Annotated in this window: 8 protein-coding genes and 1 pseudogene; 3 read left to right on the top strand and 6 right to left on the bottom strand. The window is 54.2% G+C overall.

Translation table 11 applies throughout. The annotated features are described in order from the left end of the window. Positions 1-100: 100 nt before the first annotated feature. From AC0LWT_RS09250 to AC0LWT_RS09240, 3 genes are read right to left on the bottom strand one after another with little or no spacing between them, the layout of a single operon-like run. The gene (locus AC0LWT_RS09250) at positions 101-3,865 is read right to left on the bottom strand and encodes a Tc toxin subunit A-related protein (RefSeq protein WP_474680938.1); all 3,765 of its coding nucleotides are present in this window, start codon (positions 3,863-3,865) and stop codon (positions 101-103) included. Positions 3,866-3,880: 15 nt separating this feature from the next. Beyond that, positions 3,881-11,407, bottom strand: coding sequence for a neuraminidase-like domain-containing protein (locus AC0LWT_RS09245; protein WP_474680937.1), 7,527 nt, complete (start codon positions 11,405-11,407; stop codon positions 3,881-3,883). A 46-nt stretch (positions 11,408-11,453) separates the two neighbouring features. Then, positions 11,454-19,292 carry a SpvB/TcaC N-terminal domain-containing protein gene (locus AC0LWT_RS09240; RefSeq protein WP_474680936.1) on the bottom strand — a complete coding sequence of 2,613 codons (7,839 nt, stop codon included), beginning with the start codon at positions 19,290-19,292 and terminating at the stop codon, positions 11,454-11,456. A 199-nt stretch (positions 19,293-19,491) separates the two neighbouring features. Here AC0LWT_RS09240 and AC0LWT_RS09235 point away from each other — a divergent pair, with 199 nt between their 5' ends. After that, positions 19,492-19,737, top strand: a complete 246-nt coding sequence (locus AC0LWT_RS09235) for a hypothetical protein (protein WP_474680935.1) — start codon at positions 19,492-19,494, stop codon at positions 19,735-19,737. Between the two features lie 12 nt (positions 19,738-19,749). Here AC0LWT_RS09235 and AC0LWT_RS09230 read toward each other — a convergent pair whose 3' ends face one another. Then, positions 19,750-21,066 (bottom strand): NRAMP family divalent metal transporter, encoded by a 1,317-nt coding sequence (locus AC0LWT_RS09230; protein ID WP_474680934.1) that lies wholly within the window; start codon positions 21,064-21,066, stop codon positions 19,750-19,752. 34 nt (positions 21,067-21,100) lie between these two features. Continuing rightward, a pseudogene (locus AC0LWT_RS09225) lies at positions 21,101-21,235 on the bottom strand (DUF1232 domain-containing protein); the annotation flags it as partial. 227 nt (positions 21,236-21,462) lie between these two features. Here AC0LWT_RS09225 and AC0LWT_RS09220 point away from each other — a divergent pair. Then, positions 21,463-21,738 (top strand): hypothetical protein, encoded by a 276-nt coding sequence (locus AC0LWT_RS09220; protein WP_474680933.1) that lies wholly within the window; start codon positions 21,463-21,465, stop codon positions 21,736-21,738. Between the two features lie 45 nt (positions 21,739-21,783). Continuing rightward, the gene (locus tag AC0LWT_RS09215; RefSeq protein ID WP_474680932.1) at positions 21,784-22,047 is read left to right on the top strand and encodes a DUF3973 domain-containing protein; all 264 of its coding nucleotides are present in this window, start codon (positions 21,784-21,786) and stop codon (positions 22,045-22,047) included. Between the two features lie 170 nt (positions 22,048-22,217). Here the strand turns inward: AC0LWT_RS09215 and AC0LWT_RS09210 are convergent, their stop codons facing one another. Further along, positions 22,218-23,840, bottom strand: a complete 1,623-nt coding sequence (locus AC0LWT_RS09210; RefSeq protein ID WP_474681043.1) for a sensor domain-containing diguanylate cyclase — start codon at positions 23,838-23,840, stop codon at positions 22,218-22,220. Between the last annotated feature and the right edge of the window lie 225 nt (positions 23,841-24,065).

The raw sequence follows: 24,065 nt of genomic DNA, 5'->3' as shown, positions 1-24,065 counted from the left end.
ACCATGTAACTCTCTTTTGCAAAAATGATTGCTCGGCTATAAAAAAAAGTCCACCGAAAGGTGAATAACCTTCCATTGGACTTTTCCTTTCACTCTGCAGCTATTCGCTGCTCCATGTCACCGCAATCCACACATCCGCCAACTCTTTGCTTTCAAAAAACAGGTCCAGCTTGCTTTCCGCACTTTCCGGCACGGCAATCTCATGCACGCCGCCGCTGAACTTGCCGATGAGCAAATTGCCCATTCGCTTGTCCTGCACAAGCGTCGATTTCTTCGTTCGATCGGCCGTTTCGTAGACATCCAAGCTGGCGGGAGACGAATGCGGGGTGCGGACAATCAAATCGAATCGCTGCATGGTTACTTTCCCCCGGCTCCAAAACGGAAAGTGCTCCGCGCGAAAATCGAGCGAAAGATTGTAAAGCGGATTGCCCCCCTCCGGACTCTGACTTTGGCTTTGGCGCTGGAATTTCGCCCATTCCGTCGGGAACTCGTGGCGTACGGAGAACAGACGCACGGAGCCCGGGGCGAGCGCTTCCTTAATCAACGATTTCAAGTTTTTAACGGCATCATCGCGTAACCGGGCGCCGCCTTCGCGTGCCGTGTAGCGGATATGCAGGATGACGTCGCTAATCGAGTTGTAATCGAACTGGCGATGATCGCTTGGCAGCTCCAACAGCCATTCGCTGATGACGCCGGAATTCTCAAACGGCAAATACCGCTCGTCGCGAAGATTAGTTTCGAACAGTCCGCTGTCGTTCTGGGCCGTGCTCGTAACGATCGCCTGCATGCTCCCGTAGTAATCGCTGAACCTGCTGTCCTCGCCCTCCCGATTGCGCGCATAGCCGTCCTCCATGCCCGCGTCTTTGCGAATCGAGCTTTTGTTCAACTTCAGGGTGCAATTCACCGAAGTGTAAGGACCGGCCACGCAAGGAATGCTGATGGCCACGTTTTTGATGCGGCGGAAAAAATGCCCAGGCCCATCCATATCAAAAAGCTCTTCAGGCAGCGATACCGTACATGTCCCTGCAGTCCGAAGCTGCAGCAGCGCCATCGGGTCCAATTGCACAAGGCTAACGTGCTTCGTAAGCTCGTATTCGCGCTGGTTCTGCTCGTGATAGGCCATCTCCATCCGCTTCAAATCGAGATAGAGCTTTTCACCGGCCAGCAATCCTTCTTTGCCGGACATGTAACCGAATTGCAAAAACGTCAACTCCGGCTTTCCCAGCTCGTGCTGCAGCGCCCGCTCGGCTTTCTTCGCGATATCGAAGGCGAATTGGAATACTTGCGCATACATGCCGCGAACTTCGCGCTTCAGCCACGTATAAAAGGCCTGGTTCGTTTTTTTGCCATTTTTTTCGTTGGTGAGAAAGTTTTCGATTTCCTGCGAATGCTCCATTTGCTTCTGGTGATTGAGCCACTCGCGCTGGGCGATGTTTTCGCGAATTTGCGCGGCACGCAGTTGTTTGAAAATTTGGTTGATTTCGCCGGCGGCGGCATTGCTCTGCTGCACCCAGTCTTGCTCCCGACGGGCGTAAACGCCTATTTTGGCGGCGCGCCCCGCTTCATAACTCAGCCGGTCGGAAATTGCGAGCGCGACGTTTGCCGCAAACCGGCTCACTTGCGACAGTTTGGAACCGCCGGAGATGTTGGTAGATCCTCCAAGCCCCCAGTAATGGAGGTTAATTTTGAAATCCGGAATTAATGACAGCCCTTGTGCCGAAAGGTTCAAAAGCTTGATCGCATCCTGGATGCCGCGCGCCTGATCCGATTTGTCCAATTCTTCCGCCTCGTATTTGTTCACGATTTTGCCGCCGGAATCGCCCAGGTCTTGGGCAATGTCGATGTCTGCGGCGCGGCGCTGCAATTCCGGTTCGACGCTTTTGAACTTTAATTTGTCCAAAAGGCTCGTGTCCAGCGGATCAAGACCCGGAATTTCGATTTCGCTCTCCTGTTTGCCGAGCATCCGCTCATAGTAAATAAATCGATTGGCGGCATTGGCAAGTGAAGTTTCCAGCCCTTCGCGGCTTTTGATTGCCTCTTGCCATTGCGCGTACTTCACTTGCCGGATCAGACCCATCATTTCTTTCTCGTGTTTGGCGCGCAGAATCGACAGCGCCTCGTTGTCCTCTTTCTCCATCGCCGACAGCAGGCTGCCGCCCAGCGATTTGACCTCTTGGCAAACCTCGGCTGCCTTTTGCACGAGCAGTTGAAAGCGCACTAATGGCAGCGGCTGGTTGACCCCTGCGACTACGCCTCCCGCATCAAGGCCCGAGGCGGCCGCGCGCGCCAGCAAGGCCGGGTCGATAGGCGGCTCGAACAGCGGCAGCTGGCGGAAAATGCCTTGCAGGTTCAAGCTGTTGCGGATTTTGAACAATCGGTCCGCTACCGTATCCCAGTAGCCCATCAACTTGTCGTTATGCGGCACGCAAAAATAGAGAGATGTGCCGATGCTGCTTAACGCCGCGAATTGGTCGCTTGAACCGCCCGCCTGGGGAAACGGCGCCAGGTCAAACAGGATCTCGCTTTCCATTTTTACCAGCGTGTTGCCGAGCTCATCCCATTTGTCGCGCACGCGAGCGTAGGTGAGCGGCGCCAAAGAAGCTTTTTTGGGCACGGCTTGCGGACGCTCGCCCAAAATCAGCGCAGCAAGCACATAAATTTGCGTCGCCTCGTTAATCGACTCGCCGGAATCCTGGCGGAACAGATCGTCCCCCCATGAGATGAGATTGTCCAAATAAGCCATGACGGCCTTGTACATATACGCCGTCTGGCGGTAGCGCGCGACGAGGTGAGGGCGAAACGGCGAATCCTTCCATGCTCCGATACTGTTGATCGTATCTTGTTTCAAAAGCGAATCGGCTCCCGAGGACAAATTGACGAGGATGTCTTCGATTTGCTTGACTTCGGTGTATTGAAACGGCTTCACTTTCCAGTATCGCTCGGGAGCCGCCCCGTCGCTGCTGTCCGTCGGATCGAAAATGAAGTGGAACCAGCGCTGGGCGTCCTCGTAGCGCTGGTTTTTGCTTAAATGAACGGCTACTGCCATCGGCACATGATAAAACAATTCCCAATTGTAGATGGAATAGGCTCCGCCGGACGTGAAGTCAAGATCGCGCACCGGATACGGCTGTTGAACCGCTTCGGTCGGGGTATATTGCGTTTCGGTAAATATATCCCGGTACAAAACAGGACGCGGCTTGCCTCCCAGCAGCTGCACATCGGTCCCGATCGGCACTTCCACGACGCTTGGCTCTGTAAGCCGGCGCAGCTTGCCGTCTTCGCCAATGATAACGACCGCTTCGGGCAAGGTTACTTTTGCGGCGTCCAACAACGAAACGATCTCACCGATGTCGAGATCGGCGGTTGTGCCGTCATTTTGCAATACGCGCGTGCCATGCTGCGAATCGTGGGCAATGACGCTGCCGGGCAGGACAGCCTGATTGCCGCCTGCAAGCTTGATTTTGACGCTGTCCGGCAGCGTTACCGCGACGCTGCCCTGGAGTGTAATCGCCTCCGATTCGGTCGGCCGGGCGGGTTTGGGTATCGTCAGCGCAAGTCCGATAGGCAGCGCGATCCGATAGCTGAACGGCAGCGTCTGAAAGGTGCCGTCGTCGTTCGCTTTGTATTCGGTGTCGGCAACCTGCAATCCCGGTACCGATTGCTCGTTCAGCCGCTTGACCAGCTCACCTACGTAAGGGTGTAAGTGCGAATAGAAGCGGTAACGCAGCGTGCGGGTCAAGGTGATGATGTTGCGTTCGCCTATTTCGGTCACGACGACATCCTCGGCGGCATTCAAATACCTCCGGGCAATGGAATCCATCACCCCGTGAAAAGGAGTCGTCACATTGTTTTTGGCACTATTCATATGCATTCTGCTCCTTTACCTTCTCAAATTAAAGCTGCCGTTAACACTGGTGATGATGCGGGTATTCGGATCGGGATTTTGCAGCCGGCCTGCGCGTCCTACGACCGTACTGCCGAACATAACCGCAGTGTCGGGCTGGGCGAGCATATCCCGGTTCGGCTTGATCGCATGCAGCGCCGTCGGGTCAATCAGAGCAGGCAGCTTGTATTTGGGCGGAATGATCGGTACGAGCTGTTGCGGCGGGTGCTCGATAAAGTCCTTCCACTTCGGACGCTGCGATTTTCGGGTATGGCTGTAACCTTGCCACAAGTCGATTCTTGTCTCCGTCAGCGAAGGCTCGACAAAAAAAGTATGCAGGTCGTCGGCATAAAACACCGGGCTAATGAGCGGCACGAACTCCGCATTGGGAAAAGCCATGCGGTTGCCGCTCGGCAGCAGCGTATAATCGCCGATGTTCGACAAAATGGGTTGCGGTGCAGGCGGATCGGCTTTTGTGACGCCATCCGTCGTTTCCATTTTTTGCACGTACGTTACCGCCAAAGAACCCGTTCCCGTATAGCGGTTATACAGCTTCTCTTTGGCATAAGGGGAAACCGGACCGGGCATTCTTGGTTCTCCTTTAAGCTGGGGGAGGCTGTTTTTGCTAATGACGCGGAAGTATAATTTCAAGTTGAGCTTGTCCGCATTCAAATGGATCCGGATGGCGCCTTCCAAATCCGAATCCGGATTCTTTTCCTTGGACGCAGTCATAAATATTTGGCTTGGGTCGAACGGCGAGGATAAAGAAACGGTATAGTCAAGCCCGCTCGATTCGCGCACGGTCCAACTGCCTTGAAAGTATTCGGACCAATTCAGCTGGATGGACAGCTTTCGAGCCGTCACCCCCTGCGAAATCGCCGTCGCCGCCGTGACCAGTTTGTCGAAATGCAAGCCACCGAGTGCACCTTGTTCCGTCATCTGCGGCCCCTTCCCTGTTTCTTCCATTTTCTCCATGAACGTCAACCAAAATACATGCAGTCGCTCGCGCCACATGACCGCTACGAGATGATCTCCGTCTATTTCGGCCGTCACGGGCTCCCACGGAGTCCACATCTGATGGGCGTAGCGGCGGTAAAAATATTGATGCGGCGACAAATAAGTGCGCCCGATGACATGCATGACCGGCGGGCTGAGCGGTTTCTCTTCGGCATACATCGTCACGATTTCCAGCCGCGCCAATTGGTCCAGCTTTTGCAGGTATACGTACAGCGCATCCTCGGCGAGCTGATTGGTCACATCGCCCTGCAGCAAACTACTCTCCAGTTCCTGGAATAAATGCGTTTTGTCATCGCGCCATTCCGTCTCCAGCCAATTTTCGGGAAACAGAAATATTTTGCGGTTCGCCTCCCACACCCGATACCGTTTCATCCAGCTCCAGTGCTGCGCGTTCAGTACGGAAGGATGCACTTGCTTCTCCAAATTTAAAAAGCAGCGTTGAATGAACGTTTGCAGCGAAGAGATCGCCAGTCGCAGGCGGGAAGTTTGCACGACAGGTTCGGTACCGGGATCGATCAGAAAATATTCGAACAGCTTCTCCACGCTGTCCAGCTCTTCGTTCATATGCATGATGCGCGCGACGAGCGCATCCCGCTGCCGCTGCCGCAAAGGATCAAAGACGGATTTGGCGATACGCTGCCAAGCCTCCGGTTCAAAGCGGGCCTTGACCGCATTGCGCACATTCATGGCGACGGGCGCGTCCGGACGCGGGGTCAGCCATCGCTTCAACGCTGCGGCCGACACGCCGAACCGCTCCAATATTTGCAGAGCATGCCACAAACTTTTCAAACGTACGACGCCGGCAAAATCGGCGGCTTCCGTCATCTTCAACATGGCCGCTGCCGCTTGAACTGCGTCAAGCCTCCGCCGCGTCATATCCGCTATTTTTTGGCACAAATCCTGTATGCCCGCGGCAATATCCGCCGTTGAACGATGCGCGGCCTCGAAAACGGCAATCAGGTCGTCGCCCCCGCCGGCCATCTCCTGCTTGAGCGCATCGTAATCCAGCAACCCCATTAATCCGGCGAAAAGCATGGCGGCAGAATCAGCGCTCTCATCGGCCTGCGTCGGCAGCAATCGCCAGTCCGCGCCCCCGCAATCCGACGGGTGCGACAACATATGACGAACCTCCCGCTCGCTGAGGTTAAGCCCTTGCGCAAGCTGCAGCGCTTTGGCCAGCATAGTTTGCGAGCGCAATGCCCCGTCCAGCCCGGTTTGAGGAATCATAGCCACGAGCTGGTTGAGGGGCACTTTGGCCGTCGTCTCCCCTTTGATTCGCAATCGAAACGCTCCTTCTTGCAAGCTGCTTGCTTGCAGCGTCACTCTGTATAGCACACCTGACTTCAAGTCAACAAAGCCGCTTAGCTCAGCGCCGTCTTTTTCCGCCGTACCGGACAAAATCGGTTCATCGGCCGTGTCTAAACGCATTTCGACTGCTGCGCCTTTCTTGCCCAGCATGGCGTAGAACCGGTAAGCGCCGTCCGAAGGAACTTCGATAGCGCCCTGCCACCGGGCTTCTGTGCATTTGTCGGCTGCCCGGATTTCGAACAGGCCGTCAATGTGCGGCTGCCCGGGAGCGGACGGCGTGAAATTCGCGGAGAATCCGCTCGCTCCGAGCTCTTCAAACCGCGCTATAAGCGGCTCGTTGCCCGATTCGGGCAAAGCGAGAAACTCGCTGTTTGTCATCAAGGTTTCGACGAGCGCCGGGTCGGCGCCGGTTTGCAGCGCCAAAGCCCGGATGATAGCCTGATGCGTCAGCTTCGCTTGCAAGAACGGCAAAATCTTTTTCACTAACCCGCTGCGTCTCTCTTCCCGCGTAACAACCGCTTCCCCGCCAAAAAAATCGTCAAACTTTAACAGCTCGTCATCAAAATGTTGGTCAAAGAACGCCTTGTATTGGTCGATCGACTTCGTCGCGATGTTATCGAGCAGCTCCGCAAACAATGCATGTGCAGCGGTGGCGGCCTGATCATCAGGCGCCGGTGGCGGCAATTGGTCCAAGAGCGCTTTTTTCGCCGCTGCGGTTAGCACGCCCGTATATGCTGCTTTTTGCAGCTCGCGCGTATCGTCATAAGAGACGGTTACTCCATTTTGACCGAATTCCGCAGGGTCGAGACGATTCTCCGGAAGTACGTTTTCCTTTGTTGCGGTAAATACGACTTTATCCAGCAGCTTCTCCACGACATCGGGCGCAAACGCCATGGCCAACTTTTGCCGCAGCGCATCATCGCTTATGTCGTTCCCGCCGCCAGGCACGGCAAAATCGCCGGCAATCGTCCGCAGCTCCGCTGCCAAAGTTCTGAGCCATGCCCCGTTGGCGCCATTGTCAGCCCCGTATTTGCTGAGGGGATCGGCTTTGTGCCGGAATACGTACTCGAGATCCGGAATCGAGAATGCACTCGTTTTTAACTGCTGTGCACGCTGTACGAATTCAATCGTATGCATGATCGGATATTCGTTCCGCGCATCCGCGCTTATACGGACAAACGGGTTCACGCCGCTTAACGTTTTCAATGCAATCAATTCGCCGATGGACAACTTTAATGCTTTTGCCAAAAGCCCGTAACGGTATAACAAGGAAACATTGGCGAGCGTGAGCGCCGCATGGCCGACATCGCCCTCGCCGCCAACATTGCCGTCCTGCAAAATTTGCGCAATCTCGCCGGCGGTTAGATTCAGCGCAGCTTGCAGAGCAGGCAGGTGATCGATAAGCGGCACATTGGAGCTGCCAAGGTAATTTCCTGATGGATCGTCGAAAACATCGTCGTCTTTCAGAATGCTGCGCGTTAAAAATAATTGCGCATACAACGAGTTTTTGCCCTTGACCGGCAAGTCGCCCCACAGCGTCAGAAGCTTGATTTTGCCAATGCCGATAAGCGCTTCGAGCTCTTTAAGCTGTGCAAGATGGACGACTGCCGTCCTCATCGCATTTCCTAACGATTGGTCGCTTACGACCTCGTTGTCGGGCAAGAAAAAGAAAGCTTTCAGAGTGCGATCCGTCTCCTCGATCGACCAGCCGAGCCGTTTCCATAGCCGAACGAACATATTCAGCTTCATCAAATCTATCGGCTTTACGACTTCATTCGGATTCGCATAGCTTAACTTCGTATCGTCGAAATTGCCTCCCGATCCCGAGTCCTTGAGCAGCAAAATGCGCTCGAATTTGCCATCGTCCCACGCACTATTCAGCCAACTTGCGGCATCGAATTGCGGCTGGAACTGCCCGGTCAGCAAATCAAGCTTCTTCTTCAATTCAGCCTCATCTTCCGGGGAGAGCGGTTCGTAACCTTCGTGTTTTTTGTAGCTGAACACCTGGCTTACTTCCAAACCGAGCTTACGCAGCGTTTCCAAAGCGCTCAGATGCGGATTTACGAATTCCGTCTCTAACAACCGGACGAGTTCTTTGTAAGTCACGCCTAACCGATGCGAAAGCGTTTTGGCAGATAGTAACGCCTCGATCGCTGCTTCTGCGGTGTCGTTTTCTTTGTCATAGCCGTATAGCTTCGGCCATTCTGCAATCCTGGGTGTCGTGTAAATGACGTATTCGTTAGGGGAAATGCCGAGATACTCCGCAAAAACATGCTCGCGGTAATAGGCTTCCGCACCCGAATCGATCGGTGCGAAAACATCATCGCCGGTCCGGAACGAGTCCAGCACTTTCCAGAACGGCATGTCAAAATAGTCGCAGAAACGGCGAACGGTTTCCAACCACAAATCAAACGGCAAAGTTAGAGGATATACCGCGTTTTTTAACGTATCGTATGCCTGAGGGATGATATGGTGCGGTTCGGCGATAAGCTCGGCCGACGGGGCTTCGCCCGTGTTGTACACGGCGTTTTCGTCCATACGATGATGGGCGACGTAATATTCCAAAATTTCGTTCACAAGATCGATGTAAGGCAGCGCCGTGTTCGTATTTTCGCAGGTCAACGGCAGATGCGGCAAATCCGGGCGGCGGAGAAGGAGCGCGTCATACGGTTTGAGGAAGTTATATTCGGGCCCTGTGTACTCCCGCTGATTGTGCCTCTCTTTCCAGTCCTTCATTATATGTTCCCAGTCTTGTTCCGCCGGATCGATAAAACGCAGCAAATCGACCATATATGCGGCCGGGCTCAGCACCGAGCGGCAATGCTCGCATTCGCAGTAATCCATGGAACCGAAAAGCGATTCCATCGACGGATACTCTTTCAGCAGCGTTTTCAAATCTTCTTTCGTTTTTTGATGCCGTTCGAGAGTGCCGGAAAGCGCCATCACCGGCGGGGTGCTGTCTATTTTTTTCGCCAGCGTATAGATGTTGAACGTGGAGGAATAAATTTGCATGCTTTTATCCCAGACGACTTCCGTTTCCGTGCGCGTGGCGAACTCCTTCCCGTATATTCTTACAAAATCCGCTTTCGGAATGGAGGCGATCTGGCTGGCCGACGTAAAACCGAGCGTGAGCAGCTTCGCCATCGTTTCGTCGCCGGGGGTCATCTGGTAAACCCGGGTCAACAGCTTGGCGCCGTCCACGGCAAATTGTTTGTTTTCCTCGGAGAGACCTTCCAACACATCTCCATGCTGCTTCAAAAACGAATCCACCGGCGTTTGCCCAAGTTGAAACCCTTTATTCGCAGCACGTTTCAAAAACGATTGCACCGGCAAGTTCATCGCTTCACGCTGCGCGCCAAGCGTGAGGTCTTCATTTTCCAACATCCGGCCGATGACTTGGGTGGGGTAACTTTGCCGTACTTTGTGCGCCATGTCGCTTGCATACGCATCAAGGCGGTCAGCGGCTTCGCTTTGGGTATAGCCTGTCGGAATCAGCTTCGCCAACCGATCCCAATCCAGAACGCCGCTATCGGTCGCCAAGCCCTTGAGCCGGATGATCCATGCTTCTTTTTTGTATAAATCTTTCTCGGCCAATTGCACCAAATTGTCCTGCGAGCCGATCTCATTTTGCAAGGACTCGATCAGCGGCGCGTTGTTCAATGTCAAGTAAGCCAATTTCCCCTGCAGCTGCAGATCGGCGATTTGTTCGCCCGGGATTCCGCTCGTCTTGGCTTCCTTCCAGAGGTGCTCGTCTTCTCCGTCGTGCATGAGCACCAGCTTTTCAAAAACCGCTTTATGCGCCGGCTCGATGTGCGCCCGATCCAGCAGCTCTCCCACGCTGGACAACGTGCCGGGGACGATCAGATTGCGCCTCGTTCTCAGGGCATAGTCCGCGAACTGTTTGCCGGCTGCAGCCAGCCGCTCATTGTCGAAGGCAATGACGCCCGCCTCATTGGCGCGGGTCAATGCCGTCGCGAACGCATCCGGGCTCACCAGTGCAAACGCTTCCGGATCGTCGGGCAATCCGGCGCGAAAAGCGCCATACAGCGCTTCTTGCGGAATGCCTGTTATGGCGTTCATTTGGACGGCCGAGGAAGCTCTGGCGATCAAGCGGGCATCCCAATCCGTGGATTGATACAGCATGGTCAAATCCTGCCGGTCTTCGCCCTCCGCAGCTTGGGCGAGCTTGCTCAAGTCCGCACCCGCGAACGTTCCCAAATCGGTCGCCAGCAGCGAAAATTCGTTGGCCAGGGATTTGACCGCGGACGGCGCGACGAGGTTCAGCACCTCGCTGCGGTCGGCGTTAAATTTAGGATTGGAGAGGCGCACCTCGTTGTCGTGCCTATCCCACGTACGCACCTCGATATTGGCTGCCGCTCCGTTTATCTCGTACGGCAGCGCATAAAACCCGCGCTCGTCAGTCTCAATCTCACCCAGCAGCGCCTCATCTTTGCCGAAGCCTTTGTTGACGATACGCAGCTTGATTTTCGCGCCCGGCAGCCCGTTATCCAGGACGATACGGCCTTCGACCCGTCTGGGATGGGCGGCATTGCCCGCGGTGATGGCAAGAGCGCTGCGCGTTGCGTCGTCAAACGCCCCGGTGCGGGCAAGATCGTATTTCGCTTGCAGCTGCAGCAGCGTATCGCGAGTCCCTACGCCGAAGATGCTCTCCGCCAGCTCGCTCTCCGGCAATATAGCGCCTGCGCGTGCCAACTGCGCGTGCAAGCCTTTTACGGCTTCGCCGCGCATGCCCAACGAAAGCGTCGGCGCCGGCGCCGGCGTTTGGCCGCATGTGCCGAGCTTCTCGTCGATCTTCGCCAAATAATCCGTACCGCGGTTAATAGCGGTTAACGTTTGGCTCTGCGCATTCAGCGCCTCGACTACTTGCGCCCAGCCGCCGTCGCCGAGCAATCCGGACTCGCGCAGCATGGCGTTGATCGCGCCGGCGGTCCGTTCGTCGACCGCACCCCCGCCTTCCATGCGCCGCTCCTCCTGAAAGATGCTGACCAGTTTACGGGTGGCATCCTTATAGACTTGCGCGGCGCGTTCGCGCTGCAGCTCGGCGCCAAGCTCCCGGCGGACCGCCTCATCGCCGGGCAAAATTTTGCCCCGGTCGAGCATCCATTGCAGCGCATCTTGCAAATCGGCCACTTCAGGGCCTTGTTTTCCCGGTTGCAGGGGGAAGATGATTGGGTTCATGATGATCCTCCTCGTAAAATCATGTTCTCCTTCGATTGCTGCGTATTTACCATCTATTGAAGCTTGCACCTCTGCCGGTTGATAAGTGAATATGGAAAAACTGATCGATGAATAACGCTTGAATAAAGACGCTTCGTTTAGCAGCTTCATCTCTTGCAGTTTCTAATTCCTTTTTGGCCGCAGGATTCACGATCCGGCTGAAACCCGCGTCTCCCGTTGTATGAATGGTTCCTTTATAATCCTTGTAAACTCGCGGAAGAATACTTTGGCCGCCCTCCGGTCTGTAAGGCGAAGGCGTCAAATTTTTAATTTTGCCGTTTGGCTCAATGACAGCAGGCGTTGCCTGTTCGCTGGAGGACAAGGAGCTGTTGTAATCATTCTCAAAAGCTTTATGCTTTGAATCGCTCTCGATTTTAGGGTTATCCAAAAAGGTCGCGGGATTCCGCGGCAGCCCAAAAGCATATTCTCCGGCGGGCAAATCGCCTATTAATTTAATTAACGCCTTTTGTGTTTCCTTCCATGCATTTTCGCTGCCTTGACTAATAAAGTGTCCGGCATATCTGCTAATATCAACTGCAAGAAGAGAACCATGCAGCCCTTGACCGCTTCTGAATAAACTATCGATGGAAAAAGTAATCAGCTGATCTTTCTTCTGATAATCCTTAGCTTTTGCCGTGAGGACCGACAATGGCTGGAGAATATTCAATTCTTGCAGCTCAGTGCCCCTCCATTGCTTGTCTGTATAAGTTAATTTCTTGAGCGATTCTAATTGCGAACGGACGGACGGGTCTAAACTTACGGCGGCGTCCGATCCGGTTGCAGAATCCAGGATCGCTGCCGCATTTTTCTTAATGGCATCTATCGCTTTTACTCTGTCGTTAAATTTTTTATTTTGTTCAGCAGCATTTCGGGCAAATTCCTGTGCGTATTTACCCGGCTTATCCTCGACCTGGTCGTCCGGGGGCTCTCCTTCGTATCCTTGCAGATCAGACAATACAGTAGGCCTATTATTTGTATATGCATACAAATTAGGCCCATCCGCCAGTCCCGCCGGATCGCAGCTGCACCACCTCCCCAGCCACGGCGCGTAATACCGCGCCCCGTGATAGGTGAACCCCGTCTCCTCATCGCGCTCTTTGCCCGTATAGCGGTATCGCTTCAGGCTCACTTCGGCGGCGCTGCGTCCGGCGCAATAAGCTGTGCTGCCATATGGCGTATATTCCTCATACGTGATCACCGCAGCGTTATCGTCCAGTTCCAGGCTGACCGAACCGAGGTGGTTGCCCAGTTGATAGCGCACAATCGGCGGAGGATCAACGACCGGTGTTTGCTCCCGGATCGTCTGCGTCTCCACCAGCGCCACAAGCTGCTTGTCGTCCATCACGTGCAGTGACTCGCGCTCCATTGCGACTGCTCCGCCGCTTCCGTATTCGCGATACACCTCATATCCGCCGAGATAAATGCGCTGCGTACCGATTGCCCCCGACTGGGTTTCGGTCACTTTGCGCACGCGTTGTCCTGCCGCATCGTACACATAGTATGTCGTCGCAGGAACAGTGTCCGGCGGCGGGCTGCTATTTATAACCGTCCCCGCAGCTGCGAGTAATTGGTCTTTGAAATCCCATTTCATCTGCGGCAAGTGCGGCATCGCTGTCATATTGCCGTGCACATCGTACGCGTAGCTCACGCTGTAACCGGGTGCGGCGGCATAATCCGGCAAAGCGTCGGGATCGCCGGGCAAACTCGTGGCCAGCAAACGATTGCTGTCCATCGCGTATTGATAGCGCCGGTCCCAAAGCGCCTGACCCGGCTGCTCCGGATTGCGGCCGGCATGATGCACCAGCTGCATGATATTGCCAACCTCGTCGTAGCGATACGTCTCGACATAGTTCCGGAGCGCCTGACCGTCATTTGGCAAGGTCGTCATATATCTCGGACGGTCGTTCCCGTCATACGGCTCGCCTGTGCCCTTGTGCTCGCGCCCGCTGGCCGCGATCAGTCGATACAGCGCGTCATAGCGATACTCCGCGCCCGGCAGCACGTGTTGATTGCCGTGAAACACGTGATCCTGAGCCTCGTCGACGATTTGGGTAATATTGCCCGCCGGATCGTACGTGTAGCGCAAGTCTTGCAGCACCGCCCCGTCGCTTGCCCTCGCAGTTTTCAACCGGTTCAGCCGAAAAGTGTATGGATCGTAATCGTACGACGTTTCCGCTCCATTGCCGTATTGCAGCAGCAAACGCTGCCCTTTGGCGTTATAATCAATACGGCTCACGACATGCCGGCTTGCCGAATCGGCAGCAAGCAGCGCCGCCGGTTCGACGGATTGGCCGAACCATACATCCACCCGCTCCAACAAACCGGCTTCGTTGTATGCAGGTTGGGTGACCGTGACGCGCTGCGTATGATTCGCCAAGTTATGGGGTGCGACGATTTGGACCGGCCGGTTCAGCGCGTCGTAACAGATACCGGCGGCATAGCGCTCATCTTCCAGAGCCGGAATTTGCGACCAGTCGGGAACGACCTTGTAATCGGCTGCCAGTTGGCGTATCGTACGCAGCGGGTTGCCCTTGAAATCATAAGCTTCGCTGGTCGCGATGCCCGCGGTGTCCATATGCTGATACAATTTGCCGCGGAGATTGTACTGCTTGCCGTCAGCCTGCCCTTCGCCATAAATCAGCTTCTCGAATTGAATCTCGCGCGCAGGATCGGCCGGATGAACGCCGGTGACGAAAGAGCCGGTCGGACGACGCAGCTCATCGTAGGTTATCCTCGTCGCGAACGAGCGGCTGTTCCAGGCGAACATCGGCTTGCCTGCCGCGTCGTTCAACATCCAGCGGTCGCCGGCGTCCATGCTGTGCTGAAAAAGCAAATTCCCTGCGATGTCGTAACAGGGTACAAACCCGCCCGGCGCCAAATTGCCGGCATCGTCGAACGGATGACCGCCTTCCGGCAGCGGCGGCATGATGTACTGCATCACGCGGTTGCCGCGTGAATCTTGCACCCACAGCGGCTTGCCCTCCGCATCGAGCCGGGTAAACGTAACATACCGCTCGTCCGCCGCCGAGTCAGCGGGTCCTACGCGGTTGTGAGCGATCGTGACGACTTCGCGCCCGAGGCTGTCGAGCACCGTCACCGACGGCGTGTCCGCATGTTCCGCAGCAAGCCGGGCCGCGCGCCGGTCTTCCGCCGATGCCGTCGGCGCGCTTTTTGCTTTAAACCAGGCATTGTCCGCTTCCAGCACCGTATCGTTCGCATCGTAGTGCACCGCATCCCACGCCGAAAAATCGACCCGGCTGTACGATCCGTCCGGCGACTCGGTGCGCCCGATCCGCCCGACCGCGTCATAAAACATGACCGGCGTTACGCCTGCTTCAACCGGTTCTTCGCAGCGATGCCCGGCTGCCGCCGGACTGAAATACGGCTCATACTGCTTGACCGGTTTGCCCTTGTTGTTCAGGATGACTTTGCCGCTCGCAATCCATCGCAAAGGCCCCCCGGCCTGCTCCGGCTCGGCCTGCGTCTTCTTCACGAGCACGCTGCCCGCCCCGTCCGAATACTCAAAAGCGCACCGTACCGGGCTATCCGCTTCGTCGGCCAAGTGCCGCTCCCGCTCGATGCTGCAAGCGCATGCGGGATGCTGCCCCCACACTGTGCCGCCCGCTTCATCCGCGGTTTCGCCCGAATAATACAGATACCTTATGCTGGCTCCGCTTAGCCAGCTTTTGGCCTCGGCCGCATCATAGTCCTCCAGGATGAAAAACTTTTGCAGCGCATCCGGATTCGGATTCAGCAGCGCCTCGCCAGGATCAAAGCCGCTGAGGCTGTCGGCTTCCGTACCTTTACCGAGCATGGCGGCGGCGGTTGGCCTGCCCAGCGCATCGAATCGCGCTTCCAGCAAATTGTCGTTCATATCTTTGATTTGACGCGGAGCCAGCGCATGAAAATCGAACTCCGTCACCTCGGTGCGGTTGCCGAGCGCATCGGTGCAGGACGCGATGTAGAGACCGTGCGGGTCGTAAGCCAGTGCAGTCAGGCTGCCAAAAGGGTCCGTATACCGTTCGGGCAAATAAAAATGAGCTGCCGGTGCCGCGTCCGCGTTAAAACCGGCAACGCCGGAACACATCCAGTATTGTCCCGCAGAGTCGGGCCCAAAACGCAAAGCCAGATCGGCGCCTGCCATGCAGCCGCTTTTACGCTGATCTGCAAGCGCGGTCCGAACATCCGGAGTGATTTTGTCCGCGAAGATCCGATCCAGAATGTCATCCGTCAGCGCCAATTTGTAACTTTCATACGGCAATGCCAAAGCATTCAGTTGGCCCAGCGTCAGCGGCTTATCCAACGTTTTATCGAAAAACAGCGTGCGCGTATGTTCCATGAGCCGTTTTTGAGGCGAACTGCGGTCAGGCTGCAGATGGTAAGCGATTTCTTTTACGGCCATGCCGCTGCTTTGATACTTGTCGCTCAACCGATAGGCGCGCAGATCCGCCAAAGTATAGTGACGATTCACCGAATCGGCGTCACGGAGTATGCCTGTCAGCTCATAAATCATGACCTCGCATGGCATGCGCAAGCGATAGTTGTCCGGATCGGGGTTAGCGGAATCCGGCAAGTCGTTGGTATAGCGCGTCTCGGTGTAGGACATCCGGAGCTCGTCCTGAAGCTGCCGGATCAGCTCCTGCGCGTCTTCCTTTAGCGTGGCGTCGGCATATTTGCCCAAGCGGGGGTACACCGCAGTGACGGACTGCCGGACGTTGCCGTACTCATCGACGTTCAGATGAAGCGCGTGCACGATGCGCGGATCGGGATTCAGCGAATCCGGACGCAGATCCAGTTCGTAATGATAAGTGACCGCCTCGCTCTCGGTAACGTGAAAAACCGCATGGAGGTTGGCCGCTTGCGGCTGTATACGGCGAATGCGGCAGTTGTGATACGCAGCCGAAAAAAGCTTGACCGGCACGTGCCTGCCGTCTCTCAGCGCATCCACATCGAGCTCGTACACTTCCTGGCGCAGCATCATGCTTTTGCACGCGCGCAGCGCCTCGCGCCACTCGTCCGCAGTAAGGTACGATGCCTCGAGGTCAGGCTCGGGCAGCTCATTTTCCGCAAAACCGCCCGGCACTTGCAAGCCCGGCCTCCCCGCTTTCAGCGCGTTCGGAAAATATTCGTCCTTAAACCGCTCCAGAGCCGCTTTGCGGTTAAGAAAATCGCCCGTATGATACCAGGTCACGGTTTTGACTGGCGGTTGAAACAGCGTATGGTCGTCGGTCATGTAGGGGCTGCTTATGTTCCCCGATGCGAAGGAACCGTAATCTTCCACATCGATCTGCTCTACGCGCCCAAAACCGCGAAACTCGCGCTCCGGCCCATCGAAGTAACCATGATGATAGCTGTAAGCGGTTGAAAAGGCGGTTTTGCGCCAACGATCGTGCACCGTTACCTTCTCCACACAGTGCACCGGGAAGGGCAGCTTGGTGATCCAAGGCTTTCCCGCCTGCTTGTCCTGCAAATAGAACTTGGTTGAGGGCGCATACGCAATCGTCGTTTCCGCACCCAGATTGTTGGACGTTTGGATCAGCAAATGGGGCTTCTGCCCGCCCATCAGATCCAGGTAACGCAGCGGACGGCGGGCATCGCCCGGCAGCGGTGAGGACCAGACCAAACAGGCCGTGCCATTGCCCAATAGATCCAGTACCTGGACGTCAACGGCGTTATCGAAGGCCGGGAAGCAAGAAATTATCGTCGCTTCGCTCCAACTGTTGCCGGATTGGTTGAAAAACACACGGACGCCTTCCCTGGTCAAATATAGGAGGTCCGTCGTGCCGGTGCCGTCGATATCCGCAAGCCGAATACGGCGGTGGTCGAATTGGTCGGCATAGTCAAACTGCGGCGCGCAATCCATCGTGACTTTGGCGCCAAAACGGCCATAGCCGAGATTCGGCCAATAGCATATTTCGCCGCTGCTGCGAATTCGGACGATGTCGGTCAGGCCGTCGCCGGACATATCCGACAAATAAATGGACTCTTCGCCGTCCGCAAAGACGATATGCGGCCCTTTTTCTTCATCCCAGTGTTTGTGGACGCGCTGCGCCGAATCAAAACCGGCCTCTCCCAGCGAGCGATACCACACAAAAGCATCGTGTTCACTAATCAAAATGTCAGCGTGGCCGTCGCCGTCAATGTCTATAAACTTGAGATTGGAATCGTCCCAATTCACATTCGGCAGAGCAGCCAGCGGCGTGAACGGAGTCCACCGGCCATCCGGGGTCCGCTCGTAAAAACCCGGATTCGGACCCGCGAATTGCACCAGATCGGGCCGCCCGTTGCCCGACAGATCGAGAAACTGCGCACGATCGGCCAGCGCTGCGGCGGGCTTAGGCGCAACGAGCTCCGCCGGCCCAAACTTGGCTTCGCTGAGCAACCGCCCATCGCGATTAACCACATGAATCGGGCTGAGGTTGGATTTGTAAAACCATGCGCCGGCCTGCTCGGTCAATACACCCGCTAGCCCTTCGCCTTCCAGGTCAATCCACTGAAACCTTGCGCCGCCGATGCCGATGCCGGCCGGTAAATTTACTAAACCGTCCTCATCGCGCAGCTCGCACACTTCGGACTGGATGACGGCATCGCTATAGGCGAACGCAAGCGGCGGGAGCTGCCGGGAGATGCAGCTCCCGTTCGGTGTAAGCTGATAACCGCGCTGCGAGACCTCAACCAGCTTGGAAAACAACGGCGTCCGAGTGCTTGCGGCACCCTTCTCGTATTCGTAGGTGAAATCGGTCGAGCGGACAAGGCCGTTATAGCCTTTTTGCCCGCCGTTCGGATGGTCAGGGATATGGTGGAACATCAGCACTCGCCGGCACAGGCGATATGTACGCACCTCAAATGCTGCCCGATAGGAGGAAAACGGGTCCGGCCGGGACGCCCACTCACCCGCCTCCTGTGGCGTGGGGTGTTCGCGGTCGTGCTCGCCGTAGTCGAACACCGCTTCGAAGTGCCAGCTGTCGCCGTCAGGCGGCTCAGGCCATGGCCGGTCAGCTTCAAGTTTAGGAAAAAAAGGAGCGTGATTGCCGTATTGTATGCGCTTTAAATAGCGGTTGGCGGAACGGTGCGCGGCCGTCATCTCGCCGCGATTTTGCTCGTGAGCTTGCGAAAGATCTACTTGATCGGCGTTTTCGGCTTTATATCGGTAAGAAACGGCGTTTCCTTTGTCATCATGGCTCAGACAGATGAGCCAACTGAATATGCGCGGAGTGCTTTCGGGATTTGCAGGGTTAAGGTCGGTGGCAGTGGGGTCGTATATACGCGAGTTTTTGTCTCTTCCGTACCATGTTGTGATATTGTCTTTGGAGATCGTGCGCCAGAACATATCATCCGGCTTGGCGGCGTTCGTCCACCGCTCGATGCGGGCGAACAAACCTTCGATGCGTGGTCGATAGCGGTGAATAAAATAGATCGTTCCATTTACCGTTCTTGGCTGCGTTTCCTCGCGTATCCAATGCCCCTCCGCCTGCTGCTGGAGCGTGGGCACAAGATCTTCGGCGCCGGACAGGATGAACACATCCGATTCTTCGTCATCCAGATAGCGCGGCAGCCCTTTGTCCGTTTTACGCGTGATTGCAGGCAAGGCCAGATTCCACCCCATTCCAAACGGACCGTTGCCTGCCCCGGAGTCATACGAGAGCGAAAGCTGGGGGCCGAAGCCGGCGCGGCCAGGGCTGGTTGGAATAGGGACGCTCATGGAGCCTGTGGCCGTGACCGGGTTCGCGGCGAACTTCTCGCCGATCCCCCGGATGGCTCCGCCTCCCTTGGGCAGCGATATGGACGGAGTCTTTAAGATATGCTCGTCTTTGCTTGAAACGTTTGGCATGTCCGAAAGGGTCATAGGGAGCACCTTCCACTCGTTTTTTTGCATCTCAAAAAAACTATAGTATACCGATTCGGAAAAGTCTGTAGTTTCTTGTCGACCTGTGAAATCATTTCTCTTCGCGTCTCGTTAGAACGGCAACCAGAGGGGCACAGCCACTCCCCAGCCACTCCTCCCCTACCTGCGCCTCTCCCGCACGGATTTCGGTGCTGAAGAGATGGCGGAAAAGTGGCTTAACAGGGAAAAAACGGTTCATTTTGACGAAAATCCTGCGAAAGTGCGGGAATTTTCGATGGGAGCGCATCTCAGCCTACGTTCGCAGCGAAAAGCCTGCACAATTGCAGGAATATTTCGCTGCGAGCGTTTTAAAGGGCAAAAAGATGCATTTTTGCAGGTTTTTCTGATCACTGCTCATGATCCGTCAGCTCTAGCAGGAGATTTTTACGCGAACAACAGCCTCTGAACTTTTCTTCTTTCATTGGAAGAAAGTATTCCAAAAAGAGGCTAATGTCAATCCGAGAAGCAGAGTAACCATTCCCCAACCCCATATTTTTCCAAGCAGCTTGGTTATGTGTTCTCCCATTAACTTCTTATCGCTCGTCATCAATACCATGAAAATAAGCAGAGGCAGCATCAGAATACCACCAATGATTTGTGTGATAATGGAGATGAGATTTAATGGCAAATTCGGTATCAAGATGGCAAGTGCCGCAAGGACCAGGCTGCCGATATAGACTGCGTAAAACTTCGGCGCCTCCGTTATCTTGTCATTTAGACTTTTCGACCAGCCAAACAATTCCGCAATGCTCCAAGAAGAAGATAAAGAAACGGTTATGGATGCCAGGAAGCCGGCATTGAACAACCCGAGTCCAAAAAGGATTGCCGGCCATCTGCCTGCAACGTCAGAAAATGCGCCAATCAGGTCGGCCGGGCCTGCGTCGCTAATATTTTGTATATTGCCAAAGAGTGCCGCACCACCGATAATGATGCCTGCTGCAATGATTACCTGGATAATGATGCCTAATGCAGTATCAATTCGGCCCAGACGCAGTTCTTTTGCCGTAACACCTTTATCAACCGTACCGCTTCCTTGAAAGAAGATCATCCATGGAGCGACAGCATTGCCGATGGTAGCGATCACGAACCAAATCACACCGTCTTGCAATTCTAACGGAACATTCCACGTTGCAAAAGCATTTCTGATTGCAGCCATACTCGGGTGTGTCATGCCCGCCACCACTAAAAAGATAACGTTGAGCGCACCCAACAATAGAGCGATTCGCTCTTTTGTCCAATATCCAGTGAAGAGGACGAAACCAACGACAAGCAATAAACAAAGGATGGAGCTGATCCACAGAGGAAGGCCTAAGAGGGCGAGGCCTGCCGTCATGCCGATGAATTCCGTAATCAGTGTCAGCAGATTCTCAAAAGCAAGGGTCGAGATGTGATAGTACCCCCAAAACTTACCATAACGTCGCAAAGCCAATCTTGCAAAACCTTCTTGCGTTACCGCGCCAAGGCGCATGCTCATCTCCTGAATCGTAAACGTCAAAGGCGCAAGGCATAGCACCAAGGCAACAAATAGACCGATGCCAAATTTCGCCCCTGTTACCGTGTATGAAATCACCCCGCCTGCATCATTATTAGCAATTGCAGCAAGTAAACCTGGTCCCATAAGAACCCAAATGAGCCAAATGTAACGTCTCCATCCCTTCTTGCGATTTGTAACCATTTCACGAAACTTGGATTGATTTACATCCGGAGAGGTCAATACTGATTCCAATTTACTCATGTACGTACTCACACCCCATACGAAATTTTCAAATTCATCGTAGTGTATTACGGGGTGTTGAAAAATGTGCATGATCTTCAATACATGTTGAAAAAAAAGAAACTCTTCTCAACACTTTAGCATCATCTAAATATCCGATTGGAAAAACATAATCAGGGATAATGTCAACATATTCAACGGATTTGCATCGTGCTCATCATTCTCCATATGATATTTATCAACAGGAGTTGCATTTTTGTCAACACAATCTCAACGGACTTGCACTCATCTCAACATTTTACCATATGCTGGATTAAAAATAGGTTGGGTGGTGCAAATGGAAATCAAAAAAAGAGCTTCAAACAACCATCATTTGTTGTAACTTGGAAAAATAAGAAGACATGGAGTGGATATCGAATGTTGAAAAAAGTTATGAAGTGCTTATCTCTTTTCTTTCTTATTAGTGGTTGTGTAGCAATTGCCTATGAAGTAAAAGAAATGCAATCGGCTACCGTTCAAGTTACCCAATCTGACGGTCAGGACCGAGCGGCTCAGGCAGATGACCGGAATCAAGCGGCACAAGGGATAATCAAGATCACGTTACCCAATCTGACGATCAGGATCAAGCAGCACTGGCAAATGACCAGAATCAAGCAGCGCAAGCGGAAATCAAGATCAAGACACCCAATCTGACACAGAGCACACGTTGAATTTAATTCTAAAAAGAGGTGATTTAGTATGTACTATTGCATTGTTTGTTCAAGACTACACAATGAAAGTAACATCCGTGGCAAGGTTTTTGAAAAGGGGGTTTATATTGAACCGGGAACCGGCGCAAGGATCCATCTAGGAATGTGTATTGATGAAGAGGATCAAAGACAGATTTGTGATCCTATACAACGAACAAACGTTAAAGAAACTATTCTCAATTATCTACCCTCTCACGATTTTATTAAGAAACTCGATAGAGTCAGGACCTTTGTCAATAGAATGAACACTTAAAACTGAAAGCAAATTGGCTGCCGCTAGGTGAAGCCAAGAACGCTCTGGCCAGAGCGTTCTTTTTCGGTAAGCTTGGGGAACTGCGGGAACGTGCACTACAACCAGCTTCAACGAGCCAGCGCATAGAACATCGCGAAAAGCATACCGATAATGCTTCCCAAATGGATCGCTCATGATCCGTCAGCTCCAGCAGGCGATTTTACGCTCATTTCCGCGATCATGGTCCGGTTTCTTCCCAACTCTTTGGCTTTATACAAGGCCAGGTCGGCCATATGGATCAGTTCTTCGGCTGAATCGGCGTGTTGGGAAAAATGCGCGATGCCCTGCGACACGGTGATCGGCTGCCCGACGAGGTTGTCGCTATTTTCCAGGGCGGTACGGATTCGCTCGGCTGCCAAATAAGCTTCCTCGGCGGACGCGCGAGCGATAAGCGCAATGAATTCTTCGCCTCCGTAACGGCAGCACACATCGCCCGGACGGACGGATGAAACGATGATATTCGCGAAATGCTTGAGCACTTCGTCACCGGCCTGATGACCGTACGTGTCGTTGATCGATTTGAATCTGTCGATGTCCATAATAATGACGGAAAAAGGGATCGGCTCCGCAATCCATTTATGCATAATGGTCTCAAGCGTTCTCCGGTTAGTTAAACCGGTCAACGGATCGGTCATCGCATCATGCGTCAGTTGATCCGTCTGTTTTCGAATATCCGTCAAGGCGTAGCCGATCGCTTGCGTCAATAAGTCGGCCTCCCGGTTCCAGTGCTGCTTCCCTGCAGGGAGCTCGACTTTTTCTCTGCCGATTTTGCTGACCAGGTCGGCAAGGGTGACGAAAGGCCGCGCCAATTTGTGCGCAAGCCATATGACTACGAGCAGCAATGCCGCAAACGAAGGCAGCATATGCAGCAGAATTGAACGGATATGACTGTTCAGCTGTTCGTAGATGACGCTGATCGGCGATACGACGACTACGCCCCAGCCGTTTTCCGGAACTTTGACATATCCCGCCAGCAAGGATTCCCCCTTCAGGTTGACCGACTGTTCTTGTCCGGTTTGGCCCTGGATCAGCTTTTTGACAATCTGGTTGGCGCTGATATCTTCGCCGATCCGGTTTGTATCGCGGTGGTACAGCAAATGGCCGTTGGACCCGACGATGTAAAAGTAGGAGCCTATTTCATCGGCAAGATTGCTCCCGAAGATCGAGTTGAAGATGTTGTTCTCCTGAAGATAAAGAGTGCCTCCGATATATCCCCGGTATACGCCTTCCTTATCGAATATAGGCTCGCTCATGAACACAATGAGGCGGCCTGTCGGCGAAACGTAGGGCTGGGAGACGTAGGGCTTTTTCGATGCCAAAGCCGTCTTGGAAGCTTCCGTCGTAATCGCTTTTCCGGCTGTGCCGATCGATGCCGGGGACACATTTCGCACGATTCCCGTTTCATCGACAATCGCGATGGAATTAAAATAATTGCTGCTGTGACGGACTAATTCGAGATCGGCATTTATCTGCTCCGCGCTCATGGCGTTCATATTTGAAAAGATGCCTGAAGCATAATGCAAGCTGCTCCGCATAGATTTGAACAAAGAATCGATGGTCTGGCTCATTTTCTCGGCGTTCGTACGATTTAAAGTGAGTGTCGTATCGATTAGCGTTTGCTTGTTCGACTGGTAAGAGGCGAAAAGAAGAATGGTCACGGTCAAAAGCACGGATAGTGAAACAAGGCCTGTAAAAAGGGTGGCGAGGCTGATTTTGCTGCATTGAAATACGGTTTTGTTGCGCGGCGGAGACATCGGATGCCCTCTTTTCGACAAAATTCGGTAAAATTCCTCCTTTATTATAAACCAAAAGCCCCAAAAATGGGGAACGAAAATAAAATGCCGAAAAGGCGCCTTTCAAAAAGACGCCCCTCTTTACCCGTGAGCCCGCCGCTCCCGTATTAAGCACACGAACTCGCGGCTCACGCAGCTGCGGATTCCCCTCGTCCTGCTATGCCTTGTTCTGGCGGCACGCTTCCC

It is taken from the genome of Paenibacillus sp. sgz302164 (assembly GCF_056120505.1).
The sequence above is the reverse complement of the archived record's forward strand: the minus strand, read 5'-3'. Positions and strand labels throughout refer to the sequence as shown.